Raw genomic sequence first — 15929 nt, 5'->3', positions numbered from 1 at the left:
TCTTGTCTTGTAATTTTATTAGTTGGGTGTCAATAGAATGTGAGGGAGCATGGATTTTCTAATTAGCCATTTACTTCATTCACGCGCACGATGTATTCCGGATAAAGAAGCGTTAGTGTGTGGGAATGAGCGATTGAACTATGCCGAAGTGGCGGGAAAGGTGTCAAGGCTGGCTGGTGGTTTGTCCAAGTTGGGTGTGCAACGAGGAGACCGGGTTGGTGTATGGCTCCAGCCGTCAATTCCTCAAGTGATTTCATTTTTCGGCATTGCTCAAAGAGGTGGAGTGTTTGTCCCAATCCATCACCAGTTGGTGCCTGACCAAGTTGTACATATAGCCAATGATTGTGGGATGAAAGCGCTGATAATGGACCCAGAAAAATTTTCCATACTGTACGATGTGATACAAGAATTTCGATATCTTGAACTCGTTATCCTTGTTGGAAAGGGATGCTCGGCAAAATTCCAGCTTCGCTTGATAACCTTTGACGAGTTGTGCACCAGTTCAGGAGATGAGGCAGGTCATTATGAAGGGACTGACCGGGACTTGGCGGCGATTATGTATACATCCGGTTCCACAGGAAAACCGAAGGGAGTGATGTTGAGTCACGCCAATGTTGTGGCCGGAAGCTCAATTGTGTCTGATTATCTTTCGATTACGCACACTGACCGTATTTTGGCTGTTCTTCCATTTAGTTTTGATGTTGGATTGAACCAGTTGATGACGGCGTTTCAGCAGGGTGCCACACTGGTCTTGATGAACTTTGTGTTTGCCAAGGAGATAGTGCGGAAACTGATCACAGAGCACATTACCGGTCTGGCAGGAGTTCCCACGCTATGGAATCTTCTCACGCAGCCCAAGTCCACTTTACACAGCCAAGTTCTTCCACATCTGCGTTATATCACAAATACTGGTGGGGCTATGCCACAAAAGGTGTTGGCCATGCTTCGCCAGGTCCTTCCTGGAACAAAAATTTTTCTGATGTATGGACTCACAGAAGCGTTCAGATCAACGTATCTTCCACCTGAAGAGCTGGATATTCGTCCCAATTCCATGGGAAAAGCCATACCTAATACCGAAATTTTGGTGCTCAACGAGCAAGGAGTGCGCTGTCAGGTTGGGGAAATCGGAGAACTTGTTCATAGAGGGCCCACCGTTTCTATGGGATACTGGGGGCAACCAGACCTCACAGCCCAAATCTTACGTCCTAATCCCCTGCTTCCGCCAGAACTCGGTGGCCGTGAACTCGTTTGTTACTCTGGAGACTTGGTAAAAACGGATGAAGAGGGATTCCTATATTTTATTGGCCGCCGGGATTCAATGATTAAATCCTCCGGGTATCGTATTAGCAGGACGGAAGTTGAGGAGGTGCTTCACCACATTGAAGGGGTACAGGAAGCGGCCGTTATCGGGATTCCTGATGAGTTTCTAGGCCAGGCTATCAAAGCTTTTGTTGTTGGAAAAGATGGGGGACATGTAGATTCCTCTGATTTGATCACCATTTGTCGGGAACGACTTCCAGGATATATGGTGCCTAGGACGATTGAAATCGTCCCTACATTACCTAAGACCCCTCATGGAAAAATTGATTATCCATTCTTACAAAACAAACTGGGGCAGCCAATTAATGGATAATTTCCTCAATCAGATTTTGCAAGAATTTTCCATTGCAGAAGGAGAATTAGAAATTGGTGGAGTTCCAAGCTCACTGCTGGCCACAGATTTTGGGACACCATTATTCGTCTATGATAGGGGAATTCTTGAGAGCCAATGGAAGCTCTTGCGGAGGACCTTTCCTCCAGAGTTTGGAATTTATTACTCCGTGAAGGCCAATCCATCACGCGCAGTCATTCAGTTCTTTCTTGCGAAGGGTTGTGGGTTAGAAATTGCTTCCTCAGGGGAGTTTTTTCAGGCAATTGATGCTGGATGTTCACCCTTGGATATTCTTTTTGCGGGACCAGGTAAAAGCGTATCCGATTTGGAGTTAGTCCTAAGCAAAAATATCGGAGAGATCCATGCAGAATCTTTCGTGGAAATTGAGCGCATTGGAGATATCAGCAAGAAGCTTGGCGTGACGGCCAAGGTTGCCATCAGAGTTAATCCCAATCATCAAGCTCAAGGCGGTGCTATGAGAATGGGTGGGAAGCCGACCCAGTTCGGAATTGATGAAGAGTTGTTAGACCGTGCCCTTGAAACAATAGAAAATACTCCGCATATTGAATTTCAAGGAATTCATTTATTTTCGGGCACACAGATTCTAGACCATATGGTATTGCTCAACCAATACAGAAAGGGGATAGAGCTTGCCAGTTCAATTTCCAGCCAACTGCAACGCCCACTACAGACAGTTGATTTTGGCGGTGGCTTAGGGATTCCCTATTTCGCGAATGATCATGCTTTGGATATGGGAGCGCTTCAATATGGGCTTTTGGATCTTATGGCACAAGTTAGATCAGATAAAAATTTTGAGGGAACTCGGTTTCTGATAGAACCCGGCCGTTATCTGGTGGGAAATGCGGGAGTGTATATCGCCAGGGTTATTGACATAAAGGTTTCACGCAACAAAACATTTGTCGTAATTGATGGTGGAATGAATCATCATTTGGCCGCTTCGGGCAACTTGGGCCAAGTCATCAAAAGGAATTTTCCCATTGCAGTCCTGACTAAATTTAATCAACCAGCAGAAGAGGTTGTGAATATTGTCGGTCCCTTATGTACTCCTTTAGACACGATTGCTAGGGATATTCGTATTCCGGTTCCACAAATAGGAGATTTGATCGGGGTATTCCAATCTGGAGCCTATGGCCGGACTTCAAGTCCAATGAGCTTTTTAAGCCATTGTTCACCACCAGAAGTCCTCATTGAAAATGGGATTCCCCGCCTAATTCGTCGGCGAGGAACCATTGATGATTTATTTATTGATATGCAGTGATATTAAAAATTGAGGGCATTTAAATTCTGGTTGTAGGGGGCGTCCATTTCAACATGTTACCTAACACACGTTTTAAGCTTCTTCTGGTATTTGGTTTTACCGTATTTGGTATGATTTTCTCCGCAAACAATGCATTTTCAGACAATTGGGAGATAAATGATTTTGAAAGAAAGATTAAATTAAAAATTCTGCCTGAGTATTGTGCATATATGCAGGGAGGTTCACGGGCTGGTAGTCCCAATGCTCATAGGTATAAGGAATTTCTCGGGGAAGGTTGGAAGCATACCCATCACTATTGCTGGGGACTTGATAAAATGCTTCTAGCTACCCTTAACATCGCTGATGACCATCAGTATAAATATTATCTTGGTAGCGCACTTACAGAGTTTGATTATGTTTTGAAACGCGTATCCGATAGCTTTATTTTAAAGCCCGAAGTTCTTTCAAGGAGGGGTATGGCATTGTCTTCACTTGAAAGAGATGCTGAAGCCACTCATTCTTTTTTGTCGGCCATTCAACTAAAGCCAGATTATGTCTTTTCATACATTGAATTAAGCAAGTTATATTCGAAAAAAGGAAAAATGAAACAAGCACGGGAAGTACTTAATCGTGCTCTAAAACATTCCCCTAATTCTCCACGTCTTAAAGAAGCTCTGGCGAAACTTGAGTGAAAAATTATAGAACTCTGTAATATGCAACCCCTGCAATTTTGGTGAAGTGGTTGGAATCTAACGTGATGGCTGACAAGGGAGACCCGTTTTGATATGGAGTCGCATGGCTCTTTGGCGTCAATGGAAATACAGAGCAGAGCTATCAGGGGGGTAGACTGTATGCGAGGTTTCCAGGGATTTGAAAAAATCGGCTTCATTTCGCCATATCGGATCTCCCCCTCAGGAAATAAGTATCCAGATATGCGGTGTTTTAGCCAGAGATTCCGGGTGCCGTGGATGCCTGCCTCTGCAGGAACACCACTATGGACTTTCTCTTTAGTGAGGGTATTTCTTATTTTGATATCCCTTCCTCCCCCACTCCCCTAGCGATGGAGGAGCGTAAAATGTCTGGAAGTTTTTCACATTTGATTAATAGAATTGCAGAAGAACCGCCTTTTCGAATTTTGTCTCAGAAATTTGTGAAATACTTTATTGGCTCTCTTCGACAAAAAGCTAGATGGGAGGCGGTGGAGCGTCCTAATTATTTAAGTGGCCTTTTGAAAGCTGCAGATCAAGCCATGTCCCAAAACATAAAGGAAATTGTGGCGATTGAATTTGGAGAAGCTGCAGGAGGGGGACTTGTAGCTTGGATAAGTATGCTGGGCAAATTGAACAGGAAGTTGGGATTAAGGTGCGTTTATTTGGTTTTTCGATTCTGGCTCAGGTCTTCCTTTGCTTCTTCCAGACTTTCGGGATCACCCGGATCAATGGCGAGCTTGTGATTATCCCATGGCTGAAGAAAAATTGAGGAAGCGTCTTAGTGAAAGAACCGATTTAATACTTGGAAATGTTAAAGAAACCGTTCCAAAATTCCTAGCCAAAAATACTATTCCCATCGGTTTTGTTTCGTTTGATTTGGATTTGTATTCTTCAACTGTGGACGCAATGAAAATCCTTTCTGAAAATCCTCATAAGAACCTTAATAGGGTTATTTTATATTTTGATGACACTGATTTCTTTTTTAATCATAAATTTGCAGGAGAGTTGCTAGCTATTTCGGAGTTTAATGATGCTAATGAAAATATTAAAATTGATAGATGGCGTGGTATTCACCGAGACCAAGTCTTTATTATCGTTTATGGCTGAACCGAATGTATATTGCTCATCATTTGAATGCAATTTCAAATGTTCAATTGCAACGAGTCCATCATTGAAGGCTAGCGCAAGTCTTAATTGATTGCCATTCTGAGATCAATCGCAATCTGGGTGGAGTGGTTGGAAATTTGACGTGATGCCTGACAAAGGAGACCCGTGTTGATATGGATTCGCATGGCTCTTTGGCGTCAATGGAAATACAGAGCAGAGATATCAGGGGAAGACTGTATGCGGGTTTCGAGAATTGCAAAAAAACGGCTTCATTTCGCCTATCGGATCTCCTCCGGAAATAAGTATGCAGATATGCGGTCTTTTCCAGAGATAGCAGGTGCCATGGATGCCTGCCTGGTCCAGGGAATAACACAAAAACGGGTTTGTGGAACTCAATCCACCACAATTGGGATTGATTATATTATATATGGGTGGTAATGCTAGTCGATGGCGTTCCCTCCACGAAACACTGTTCAGTGAATATGTTCCCTTAGTAACAAATATTTCTAATTTGTAAAAAGCACTGCAAAAAGAGGTCTGGCCAGTCTGGCGTGGAGTTTATAGCGGACCGAATGATTTGATGTACAAACCTAACAATTGCTGTGCCATCTGTCATCAGTCTTGTGGACCAAAAAAATTTGCGAAGTTAGTGCTTGGGTTAAATCAAAGGTATGATACCGCATAGGAATCGAGCCATGAATTGGAGTTTTGCGCATACAGTAGTGCCCCCAAAGATGCTCTGGACAGTTGGCATAAGCTCAATATTCAAGTAACGAAAACGTTCCGGCTCTTGACCACAAATTTCTTGGTCCGCTTTCAAATTATTTCGGAAACGGATCAGAATTACTTGGCATTGCTCGGACAAAGACGAGTGTATTGCAGCCGCCCTGGTCAGGCCCTTGCATTTTGGTATCTGGACTATGTTCGCTACCAAACGCCGTGCAGTCATCTTTCACGGCACACAGGCGAAAGCCGAGGGTGATGGCCAGGCATCCATTTTCTGTCTTGACAATGGGTTAAGAATCACTTTAATGGGAGGCACGTGGAGCGTCCTAATTATTTAAGTGGCCTTTGAAAGCTGCAGATCAAGCCATGTCCCAAAACATAAAGGAAATTGTGGCGATTGAATTTGGAGTAGCTGCAGGAGGGGGTCTTGTAAGCTTGGATAAGTATGCTGGGCAAATTGAACAGGAAGTTGGGATTAAGGTGCGTTTATTTGGTTTTGATTCTGGCTCAGGTCTTCCTTTGCTTCTTCCAGACTTTCAGGATCACCCGGATCAATGGCGAGCTTGTGATTATCCATGGCTGAAGAAAATTGAGGAAGCGTCTTAGTGAAAGAACCGATTTAATACTTGGAAATGTTAAAGAAACCGTTCCAAAATTCCTAGCCAAAAATACTATTCCCATCGGTTTTGTTTCGTTTGATTTGGATTTGTATTCTTCAACTGTGGACGCAATGAAAATCCTTTCTGAAAATCCTCATAAGAACCTTAATAGGGTTATTTTATATTTTGATGACACTGATTTCTTTTTAATCATAAATTTGCAGGAGAGTTGCTAGCTATTTCGGAGTTTAATGATGCTAATGAAAATATTAAAATTGATAGATGGCGTGGTATTCACCGAGACCAAGTCTTTAAGGATCGTTTATATGGCTGAACCGAATGTATATTGCTCATCATTTGGATGCAATTTCAAATGTTCAATTGCAACAGAGTCCATCATTGAAGGCTAGCGCAAGTCTTAATTGATTGCCATTCTGAGATCAATCGCAATCTGGGTGGAGTGGTTGGAAATTTGACGTGATGCCTGACAAAGGAGACCCGTGTTGATATGGATTCGCATGGCTCTTTGGCGTCAATGGAAATACAGAGCAGAGATATCAGGGGGTAGACTGTATGCGAGGTTTCCAGGAATTGAAAAAAACGGCTTCATTTCGCCTTATCGGATCTCCCTCCGGAAATAAGTATGCAGATATGCGGTCTTTTAGCCAGAGATAGCGGGTGCCATGGATGCCTGCCCGTCCGGGAATAACACAAAACGGTTTGTGGAACTCAATCCACCACAATTGGGATTGAACCAATTATATATGTGTGGTAATGCTAGTCGAAATTTAAAGGCGTTCCTCCACGAAACACATGTTCGAGTTTGTGTGAATATGTTCCCTTAGTAACAAATATTTCTAATTTGTAAAAAGCACTTCAAAAAGAGGTCTGGCCAGTCTAGCGTGGAGTTTATAGCGGACCGAATGATTTGATGTACACAAATTTTATCCTGAGTACCCAAGTTAGAATTGCTGTGCCATCTGTCATCAGTCTTGTGGACCTAAAAGAATTTGCGAAGTTAGTGCTTGGGTTAAATCAAAGGTATGATACCGCATAGGAATCGAGCCATGAATTGGAGTTTTTGCGCATACAGTAGTGCCCCCAAAGATGCTCTGGACAGTTGGCATAAGCTCAATATTCAAGTAACGAAAAACGTTCCGGCTCTTGACCACAAATTTCTTGGTCCGCTTTCAAATTATTTCGGAAACGGATCAGAATTACTTGGCATTTGCTCGGACAAAGACGAGTGTATTGCAGCCGCCTTGGTCAGGCCCTTGCATTTTGGTATCTGGACTATGTTCGTTCCGGGACAAGCCTGCCTGAGTCCATTCCTTATTTCTCCTGGAATAAACACGAAAGAGGTGATGGCCAGTTTGATGAGCGCATTGCCTGGATTTTGCTGGTTGTTAAGAATTCCAAAGGTTGACCCACGCTTACAGCCCTTTGATGAGCTAGTGGAGCTTGGCACGGCCGATGTTGATCCCTACGGTACGACCTATTCGATTGACTTAAGGCAGAGCTTTGACGATTATTGGGCCAGCCGGTCTAAAAATTTGCGCCGACAGTTACGAAAGGCAATGGAATCCATCGAGGCGGAGGATGTCCAAGTTAGTGTTGAGTTCAATACTGACTGGGACACTATCTGCGACGCCATTGTTTTACATGGCCAACTTGAAAGCCTAGGTTGGAAAGGGGCGGCTGGAACAGCGATACACAGAAATAATCAGCAAGGGGAATTCTATAAACAACTTTTAAAGAAATTTTCGGCTACAGGAGATGCGATTACTGCTCAGCTATATTTGGATAAGCAACCCGCAGCGTCGCTCATTTGTGTCGGCGGGGACCGTACAGTCATTGTACTAAAAACGACTTATAAACAGGAAATGTCAAAACTGAGTCCTGGACGTTTGTTGGATTATTTCTTCCTAAAGAATTACTGTGGTAACGGAAAATATAAAATTGCAGAGATGTACACCAAGGCGTCTCCAGCTGATCTCGGTTGGGCGACAAATTGTCGGGAATGGTATGATATCAATTTGTATCGCAGCGAAATAATCAAAAAGACCGTCGATATAGCGAAAAACGCAAAGTTATTTACAAGAAAAATTATCCAAAAGAATTCCACCTGATCCATTTTGAAAACTCTTGGGAATTAAAAAATGGTTAGCCTTGCCCCTACCGATCGGGATCTATTGGTCCTCATTATCAGTTCAGCGATGTCCGTCCAAGCTCAGATAGTGCCTTTGTTCACTCAAAAATAAGTATCGCCCCTTTGATTACACCCAGAATCTTGAACTCAGGGAAGGACAGCCCCTCGTTGAGACCGGAATTTCAATTCCTATGGCGCTAATCTTAAAGGAGAGAGGTATCCCGGGGTCAATTGTGGACGAACTCCGATACCCGCTGCGGGCCTTTACAAACTAATCCTTGAGTACTCTGGGTAATGGCGCAATTGCGTCTCCGGGGAAGCAGCCGATCATGGTGACCGATCACGGCAGTCAAATGCCCCCAGCCGTCCCGGCTGCGGGGAATGTGCGTCACATCCATCGCCCACCGCTGAATACTTTGGAATGCTTGGCTGCGCAGACGCTGTGCCAGCGGGCGGGGCGTCCAAGGCTGTTGATGGACCAACCACCGTTTGATCCGTAAGGTCCGGTACACCGCCTTCCGATTGACCCCGAAACCCTCTCGGTACCGCACCAGCGCCTATGGACGACGATATCCATAGGTTGAATGCTTGGCGATGAGCTGGTGCAGTTTTTCCAACAAATCCTCCCGAATTAGAGCGACTGGGCCTGCGTGGCACCTGGCCGATGTAAGGCGGACCATGCCACACGTAAGACTCGACAGGCATGGTGCTCCGAGATGTCCGGGACCTGCACCTTCACGCGGCGGACATCTCTCGCCCCAAAGGGTAGGGCTTCAACGCCTCCCGTAAGACATCATGTTTAACCATCAGATCCCCAATCTTCTGTTTGAGTTTCTTTATCTGTTCTTCCTTGAGAGCGTCCCATCTTTCGGCTGCCGTCGCAAGCTATTCTTTGCTCCCCGGAGAACTGGTCCTGCCAGCCTTCCACTTCCGCCACCGTCAGCCCATGCCGCCCTGGCTGCCTCAGGGCCCGGTGTTTCTCCTTTGAGAATTTGCAATACTAAATTGGCCCGTTGTGTCGCCGTCCAGCGTTCAATCGGTCTGATTGGTTCTGTCCCATCCCATGTCCTGCCCCCTTTCAGCTACTGCTGTGTCTTAAAAGTGGTCTCACTTTAAAGGGGGGCAGCATAATGCTTATTTGGCGTGTATTTGGACCGTGCCGGAGTAATTGACGACGGACTCGAGAACTATAAGGCGTCAATTATGCTGGACGATTCCAATGGGGAATTACACACAATAGCTATACAATGTTTGCAGTGCTGGGGCAACTTCGTCAGAGAAAGGACGGTGATCGGGGTCCAGATGTGGTGAACCGAGAGAATAAAAAGATACAGTTCGCACCAAGTGAAACCAGTTAATTCTCTCAAAGCCAGCTGGGCTTGGGAATGGCACACCATGGAAATTCATGCCGTATTTTTCAAACTCTACTGAGAGACTGATGATGAAAGGACTCGAATTATTCCGGAACGCACGGCGTTCTGAAAGCCGACGCACAGAGCCGATGTGGATTGCTATTGTTGGATACAGTGACGTCACGGACTTATACATGATCATGTTGGGCGAGTACGTCGCGCTCCGGCTTACTGGAGCTTACGACAATCAGGCCGAGGGGCTCTCGGCATTTGCAAAATTCCACGGTGCGAGGCTTTTAGAGCTTTCAAGAAGGCAACTGTTGCCCCTCCATCGAAACAGTCATTGACCTCGCCAATCCACACAGCCGCTTTCACTTGACCAAGGGGTATTGGCGTCAGGCAAACATGTCTACTCTGAAAAGCCGTTTGGGATGGATACGATAAAAGCACCGAACTGGTACTAATCGCAAAGGAGTGCGGTCTCGACATTGTGACTGCTACTTGCAGCATGCTGAGTGAAACGGCGCAAAGTATGTGCAAGGCCCAGAGAGTTAATTTAGTCGGTCAAGTTCGATTCTTCTATCCAGCCTTGGGCTAGGGTATGGTCCTCCGCATGAATCCGACATGGTGGACGACAGTATTCGGTGCACACTATGATCACATTCACTGCCATCCCGAAACCCTCAAGACCTCCCCCCCCTTAAGGCTGCTATCTTTTATACCGACAAACACATTGGTGGAATATTTCAACCCAGATCCGCTCGTAATGTTCTCTTAATGAAACATTCCACGAAAACGTCTTGAATGCCTTAAAAATCTCGGTGGATGTTGCCGGCCATATTCGATGGATATTTTTCGTTTCAGAGAATCACAAAATCTGTCATCTTTTTGAGCATTCTTGAAGAAGTCTCGGAAATAGCGGGTTGAAAAGCGGCCTATAAAAATATGGATTATCTTTTTCCAAATGACCCTATTTTGCCTTGGAGCACACTCTTTTCCCTTCCCAAACAAATTATACTGCCGTCCCCCATTCCTACTCATCCAACCTCTTATTGGTTTTTAGCGAGAAATGCTCTCTATCAAGGTCTAAAAGCACTTCGACTACAACCTGGGGATGAGGTACTTGTTCCTGCCTACCACTGTAATACGCTCGTTGAGCCGATCATTCAATTTGGCTTAAAGGTTGTTTTTTACAATATACGTCGAGATTGTCAGGCTGATGTCGGAGATCTGGAATCAAAAATTCATACGAAAACCAAAGCCATTGTCATGATTCATTATTTCGGATTTCCCCAGACTCTGGCACCATATTTAAACCTGACCAAGCGCCATGGCCTCTATTTAATAGAGGATTGCGCCCATGTCCTGGTCGGTGAAGATGACGGAATTCCTTTGGGAAGTACTGGCGATATCAGTATTTTTAGTTGGAGGAAATTTCTTCCTATCAAAGATGGCGGTATGCTTGTGATTAACAATTCCAACATTACGGCAGATCTTCTGGAGGAACACAGTAATAATTTTACCCAAGCTAAAGTGGCCATCAATCTTCTTGAACAATTATTGGCCGACCATGTTCCTCGCTTTCAAAAACTGATTGTTCGTGTGTTTAATATGTTATCTTCAGCATGTAAAGCTATCATCAGATTGGGAGAAGTTTCCCTCCAACACGTACCTGCCAGTTATGACAGCCCATCTTTTCAGATCGGATCTGTAAACCAAGGCATGTCGAAAATCTCTAAATACCTCTTAAAACGGATAAATCTAACTTCAATAATACAAAAGCGACATTTAAATGCCGCCTACCTGCTTGACGCAATCACGAAAGGAGCGCTGCCAGGAGTAATCCCATTTTTCAAGGAAATTCCACCTGGGATGTGTCCATGGGTCGTTCCAGTTTTGGTACCAGGTCGGACCGATTTTCATATCCTCCTTCGCTCAAGAGGTGTACCCGCTTTTACATGGGGTGGTGTCATACACCCGTCTTTAAATCTTTATAATTACCCTGACGGAAAATTTCTTTATGATAATCTGATCCTTCTTCCTATCCACCAAAGTATGAATGAAAAGGATATGAATTGCATGATTACTACCATGAAAGACCTTTTGTGAGGCTTTCGCCGAATTTTCTGCAATGTTACCCATACACGTTACGGGTGCATTGCTTCCCCGAACACTCAACGCTCCTAGCTATGACAATGTTCAAATTGAGCAGAGATCCCCGTGGCAAAACCATGGGGTATTCAGAGGAGAAAATGTTTACAACTCTTCCTAACTTCCTTTCCCAGAGGACAGAGCTACGCGACAACCTCTTAGAAGGTCAAAGGGAATAGCAAGTTTGAGGATCAATGAGAAATGAGGGATATCATCCTGATTGCCATTGTCATCTCTTGTGCCTTCTTAGCTCTTCGTCGTCCTACCTTTGGAATTCTTGCATTCATATGTGTATCACTTCTGAATCCCAATAGTATGACTTGGGGATTCGCCCGTTTTTTTCCTTCAGCACAGTATATTGCCATAGGGACATTTTTAGGCATTATATTCTGGAATGAGTCCAAGAAAATTCCGTTATCTTCAGAATCTGTGCTGTTATTTGCCTTATGGGGAATCTTTGGAATATCGACCGTTTTTGCGATTTACCCCGATGCTTCCTTAGAAAAACTCATCTATATATCAAAAATTCTGTTGATGGTGTTTTTGTCCACTATCCTGATTAATTCAGAACACCGGCTACGATTACTAATTAGGGTGATAGCGCTTTCCCTGGGATTTTATGGTCTAAAAAGTGGCTTCTGGGCCATAACCAGCGGTGGACAATTCATGGTTTGGGGACCCGAAGAAAGCTTTCTCTATTCAAACAACGCTATAGGTCTGGCCTTGTCCCTCAACGTTCCAATTTTGTTTTACCTTGCCAAGACAGAAACGAATATATGGCTACGAAGGCTGATGATGGTCATGATGGTGCTTTCCTATCCTGCCATCATATGCACGTTCTCCCGCGGAGCCTGGTTGACTCTGGCCGCTATGACTGGCCTAATGGCACTCTATTCCGATCGCAAAGTACTCACAGTGTGCGGTGGAGGTATTTTGGTTGTTGGTGTGATTGGGTTACTCGCGACGGGACTCATGTCAGCACCCGAAAGAGTGCAAGGACGGTTTGATGACCTTGTGGGATGGGAAAATGAAGGGTCTGCTGTAAGCCGATTTTGGAACTGGGAATTTTGTCAGCGAGTTGGACTCGCTCGGCCCTTTGGTGGAGGTTTCAATTTCTACGAACCCGAGCTCTACCCCATTTACTTCCCAGAGTTTGTAGAAAAATACGGAACAGACAAAGTATGGTCTTGCCATAGCATGTGGTACACCATTCTCGGTGAGCATGGAATTATCGGGTTTATTCTTTGGATCCTCTTGTTTCTTTCATGTTTCATCAGTCTTCGCAAACTTCGTCGTTGGGGGAGAGCCAATGACTGGATAATTCCCTACATCAACATGGTACAACTTGGCCTTATCGCGTACATGATTGCCGGAACATTTTTAGACACGGCGTATTTCGATCTTTTCTATCAGTTGGTGGGTATCATTATTATTATGAAAAGCATTAAGACGCGTTCGGCTTTGACCCAACACCCCTCCGAGGTTTCATTCTCTATTAACCATCACAATCCCTCCCTACAAGGACGGTAGAAAACTTGGTTACTTCTGATCCTTCACCAGTAAAGACAATTTATCCGCCACTGGTTTCCAGTTAACCTTTACGGAAGAGCCTTATACTATTTATTGAGGTAGATTTGAAAAAGCTCTTGATGATCGCATTTCATTACCCTCCTTCTTTTGGAAGTAGTGGTATCCAAAGAACACTTACTTTTTCTCGGGAACTTCTTAACCATCATTGGCAACCATTAATTTTAACTGCCCATACACGTGCTTACCCTCGCATCTTGCCCCCAAGTTTAAGTGAGATTCCTCAGGCTGTTCCTGTTTTTAGGGCTTTTGCTTTGGATTCATCTCGACATCTGGCATTTCGCGGTTCGTATTCTAAGTGGCTGGCAATTCCTGATCGGTGGGTAAGTTGGTGGCTTGGCGGTGTATATGTAGGGTTGCAGATTATACGCAAACATCAGCCGGATGTTCTCTGGTCAACCTACCCTCTCGCCACAGCCCATCTGATCGGCCTGACATTATCTTCTCTCTGTCGAATTCCTTGGATTGCAGACTTCCGAGATTCCATGACCGAAGACAACTATCCCACTGACCCTACAATACGAAAGGCCTGCCAAATAATAGAACGCATGACGATAAAACGCTGCCAAGCGGCTGTTTTCACAACTCCAGGGACACGTCGAATGTACGCAGATCGCTTTCCATCTGTACCTTCCAACAAATTGGTGATTACTGGTAATGGGTATGATGAAGAAACTTTCCACGCCATTGAAAAAGCGTTTGTTCTCACCAACCGTTCCAAGACACCTCTGGTTCTCGTCCATAGCGGGCTACTTTACACATCTGAACGAAATCCGCTTCCCTTTTTTTCCTCTTTGGCTGATCTCAAGCAAAGGCAAATAATTTCCCGATCGAATTTAAAGATTATCCTACGGGCCAGTGGTAATGAGGAGTTTTATCGTTCCCATGTGCAGAACCTTGGAATTGATGATATCGTACTATTTGAATGCGCCGTACCCTACCAGGATGCTCTCCATGAAATGTTGCATTGTGATGGATTATTGTTATTTCAAGGATCAAGCTGCAATCATCAAATTCCAGCCAAACTTTATGAATACCTTCGGGCTGGTCGCCCTATTTTTGCGCTAACTGACCCAAGAGGGGATACTGCAAATGTGTTGGCCGACGCTGGTATCAGAACGATTGTTCCCTTAGATTGCAAGGAGCAAATTATGCACGGGCTTGCGGAATTTCTCTCTTTGATTAGCGAAGGTCACGCCCCAATCCCAAACAAAATGGAAGTCATCAAACATTCTCGGCAAGCCAGGACTGCGGAGTTTGCCAAACTTCTGGATTCGATTGTTGAATAAGGTTTAGACACGCCGATCTTAAGTCTAACCGATCAGTGCCACACCATGTTGAAACTTTTTGCTATAGAGAGTGTAGGGTAGGGCCCAAGTAGGCTGTTCCGAATTGTCAGCGGCGCAGAAAGCCACGGTTGGGGAACCATGGAAATAGGGCCAGTCCCTTAGCGCATCGGACGGAATCGGGACAAGCCTGCGGGGTCGGTCCACCCGGGCGTCTTCGGTCATGGCAGAACTTTTCGGTGCCCCGACGCCGATTTCGTCGGGCTCTGAGCATGGCGGAGCAGGAGGAAAGATCCCGAGGCCTGATCGCTCATTATTCATTCCTGCATACAGAGGTGGCCCCGGACAATTTGACACCGTCTTAAGTGGATAAGTAAACCTGTTTCAATCATTTTCACCTCATTCACAGGAGCTTATCATGAGTCGACGAATCAGACGCAATCACAACCCCGTGTTCAAGGCGAACGTGGCGCTGGCGGCCCTGAAGGGTGATTTAACCACCGCCGAGTTGGCGAAGAAATTTGAGGTCCATCCAAACCAGATCGCGCAATGGAAAGCACAGCTCCTGGAGCATGCCCCCGGAGCCTTCGATGAGAAGCGGCGCGAGACGCCTCCTGCCGTCGATATCAAAACCCTGCATGCGAAGATCGGGCAACTGACGCTGGAGAATGATTTTTTAGAAGGGGCGCTCGGCAAGGCCGGACTGCTGAGCGTAAAGCCATGATCGACCGGACCCACAAACTCCCCGTCTCGCACCAAGCCAAGGCACTCGGATTGTCTCGAGGCTGTCTTTACTACCAACCCGTGCCATTCAATGAGAATGAACTGTCCTTGCTGCATTGTCTGGATAAACTGCATCTGGCACATCCGTTCGCTGGTTCGCGGATGTTGAGAGATTTGCTGCGATTGGAGGGCTTCCGCGTTGGGCGGAAGCATGTCAGAACACTGATGAAGCGTATGGGCATCGAGGCGCTCTATTGCCCGCTCAGGACGACTCAGGCGCATCGAGGACACGCGGTATACCCGTACTTACTCAGGAATTTGTCCATTACGCGCCCCAATCAGGTGTGGGCCTCAGATGTCACCTACATCCCGATGGCCCATGGATTTGTCTATCTGACCGTGATCCTGGACTGGTATAGTCGCCGAGCCCTGGCATGGCGCGTATCGGTGACGATGGATGTGGAATTTATCATGGATGCCTTGGAGGAGGCGATTGAGCAATATGGCTGTCCAACCATCATGAACACCGATCAAGGCAGCCAATATACCAGTGAACGCTTTACTCAAGCGCTCAAGGATAGAAGTGGACCCTGATTTCTGGACAGGTCGATAAGTGAAATTTCTGTCTTT

Annotated in this window: 13 protein-coding genes; all 13 read left to right on the top strand. The window is 45.4% G+C overall.

Translation table 11 applies throughout. From position 1 onward, the window contains the following. Positions 1–49: 49 nt before the first annotated feature. Entirely contained in the window at positions 50–1633 is a 1584-nt protein-coding gene (locus tag H6750_15335) for an acyl-CoA ligase (AMP-forming), exosortase A system-associated (protein ID MCB9775682.1), read from the top strand. Further along, the gene (locus H6750_15330; GenBank protein MCB9775681.1) at positions 1626–2930 is read left to right on the top strand and encodes a type III PLP-dependent enzyme; all 1305 of its coding nucleotides are present in this window, start codon (positions 1626–1628) and stop codon (positions 2928–2930) included. Before H6750_15335 ends, H6750_15330 begins: the two co-directional genes overlap by 8 nt. 53 nt (positions 2931–2983) lie before the next feature. Then, positions 2984–3601 carry a tetratricopeptide repeat protein gene (locus tag H6750_15325; protein MCB9775680.1) on the top strand — a complete coding sequence of 206 codons (618 nt, stop codon included), beginning with the start codon at positions 2984–2986 and terminating at the stop codon, positions 3599–3601. 302 nt (positions 3602–3903) lie between these two features. Then, the gene (locus H6750_15320) at positions 3904–4362 is read left to right on the top strand and encodes a hypothetical protein (GenBank protein ID MCB9775679.1); all 459 of its coding nucleotides are present in this window, start codon (positions 3904–3906) and stop codon (positions 4360–4362) included. Positions 4363–4369: 7 nt separating this feature from the next. Further along, the gene (locus H6750_15315; GenBank protein MCB9775678.1) at positions 4370–4726 is read left to right on the top strand and encodes a hypothetical protein; all 357 of its coding nucleotides are present in this window, start codon (positions 4370–4372) and stop codon (positions 4724–4726) included. Positions 4727–5797: 1071 nt separating this feature from the next. Then, positions 5798–6058: a hypothetical protein gene (locus tag H6750_15310; GenBank protein ID MCB9775677.1), complete on the top strand. Its 261-nt coding sequence runs from the start codon at positions 5798–5800 to the stop codon at positions 6056–6058. A gap of 1060 nt (positions 6059–7118) precedes the next feature. Next, positions 7119–8180: a GNAT family N-acetyltransferase gene (locus H6750_15305; GenBank protein ID MCB9775676.1), complete on the top strand. Its 1062-nt coding sequence runs from the start codon at positions 7119–7121 to the stop codon at positions 8178–8180. 349 nt (positions 8181–8529) lie between these two features. Continuing rightward, positions 8530–8700 (top strand): hypothetical protein, encoded by a 171-nt coding sequence (locus H6750_15300; protein MCB9775675.1) that lies wholly within the window; start codon positions 8530–8532, stop codon positions 8698–8700. 1797 nt (positions 8701–10497) lie between these two features. After that, positions 10498–11661, top strand: a complete 1164-nt coding sequence (locus H6750_15295) for a DegT/DnrJ/EryC1/StrS family aminotransferase (GenBank protein MCB9775674.1) — start codon at positions 10498–10500, stop codon at positions 11659–11661. Positions 11662–11904: 243 nt separating this feature from the next. Further along, complete coding sequence (locus tag H6750_15290; GenBank protein ID MCB9775673.1) at positions 11905–13233, top strand: putative O-glycosylation ligase, exosortase A system-associated; 1329 nt, start codon at positions 11905–11907, stop codon at positions 13231–13233. Between the two features lie 119 nt (positions 13234–13352). Beyond that, positions 13353–14579 carry a glycosyltransferase gene (locus H6750_15285; protein ID MCB9775672.1) on the top strand — a complete coding sequence of 409 codons (1227 nt, stop codon included), beginning with the start codon at positions 13353–13355 and terminating at the stop codon, positions 14577–14579. A 415-nt stretch (positions 14580–14994) separates the two neighbouring features. Then, entirely contained in the window at positions 14995–15300 is a 306-nt protein-coding gene (locus H6750_15280; GenBank protein MCB9775671.1) for a transposase, read from the top strand. Then, positions 15297–15893, top strand: a complete 597-nt coding sequence (locus H6750_15275) for an IS3 family transposase (GenBank protein MCB9775670.1) — start codon at positions 15297–15299, stop codon at positions 15891–15893. Before H6750_15280 ends, H6750_15275 begins: the two co-directional genes overlap by 4 nt. The last annotated feature ends 36 nt before the right edge of the window (positions 15894–15929 follow it).

It is taken from the genome of Nitrospiraceae bacterium (genome assembly GCA_020632595.1).
GTDB lineage: Bacteria > Nitrospirota > Nitrospiria > Nitrospirales > UBA8639 > Nitrospira_E.
Note: the sequence above shows the minus strand (reverse complement) of the source record. Positions and strands in the feature narration are given on the sequence as shown.

What these genes read in the sequence shown, in the direction of transcription:
- H6750_15285 (MCB9775672.1), top strand. Translation starts at nt 13,353, where the DNA reads ATGATCGCATTTCATTACCCTCCTTCTTTTGGAAGTAGTGGTATCCAA.
- H6750_15305 (MCB9775676.1), top strand. Translation starts at nt 7,119, where the DNA reads ATGAATTGGAGTTTTTGCGCATACAGTAGTGCCCCCAAAGATGCTCTG.
- H6750_15320 (MCB9775679.1), top strand. Translation starts at nt 3,904, where the DNA reads ATGGACTTTCTCTTTAGTGAGGGTATTTCTTATTTTGATATCCCTTCC.
- H6750_15280 (MCB9775671.1), top strand. Translation starts at nt 14,995, where the DNA reads ATGAGTCGACGAATCAGACGCAATCACAACCCCGTGTTCAAGGCGAAC.
- H6750_15325 (MCB9775680.1), top strand. Translation starts at nt 2,984, where the DNA reads ATGTTACCTAACACACGTTTTAAGCTTCTTCTGGTATTTGGTTTTACC.
- H6750_15300 (MCB9775675.1), top strand. Translation starts at nt 8,530, where the DNA reads ATGGTGACCGATCACGGCAGTCAAATGCCCCCAGCCGTCCCGGCTGCG.
- H6750_15295 (MCB9775674.1), top strand. Translation starts at nt 10,498, where the DNA reads ATGGATTATCTTTTTCCAAATGACCCTATTTTGCCTTGGAGCACACTC.
- H6750_15315 (MCB9775678.1), top strand. Translation starts at nt 4,370, where the DNA reads ATGGCTGAAGAAAAATTGAGGAAGCGTCTTAGTGAAAGAACCGATTTA.
- H6750_15275 (MCB9775670.1), top strand. Translation starts at nt 15,297, where the DNA reads ATGATCGACCGGACCCACAAACTCCCCGTCTCGCACCAAGCCAAGGCA.
- H6750_15330 (MCB9775681.1), top strand. Translation starts at nt 1,626, where the DNA reads ATGGATAATTTCCTCAATCAGATTTTGCAAGAATTTTCCATTGCAGAA.
- H6750_15335 (MCB9775682.1), top strand. Translation starts at nt 50, where the DNA reads ATGGATTTTCTAATTAGCCATTTACTTCATTCACGCGCACGATGTATT.
- H6750_15290 (MCB9775673.1), top strand. Translation starts at nt 11,905, where the DNA reads ATGAGGGATATCATCCTGATTGCCATTGTCATCTCTTGTGCCTTCTTA.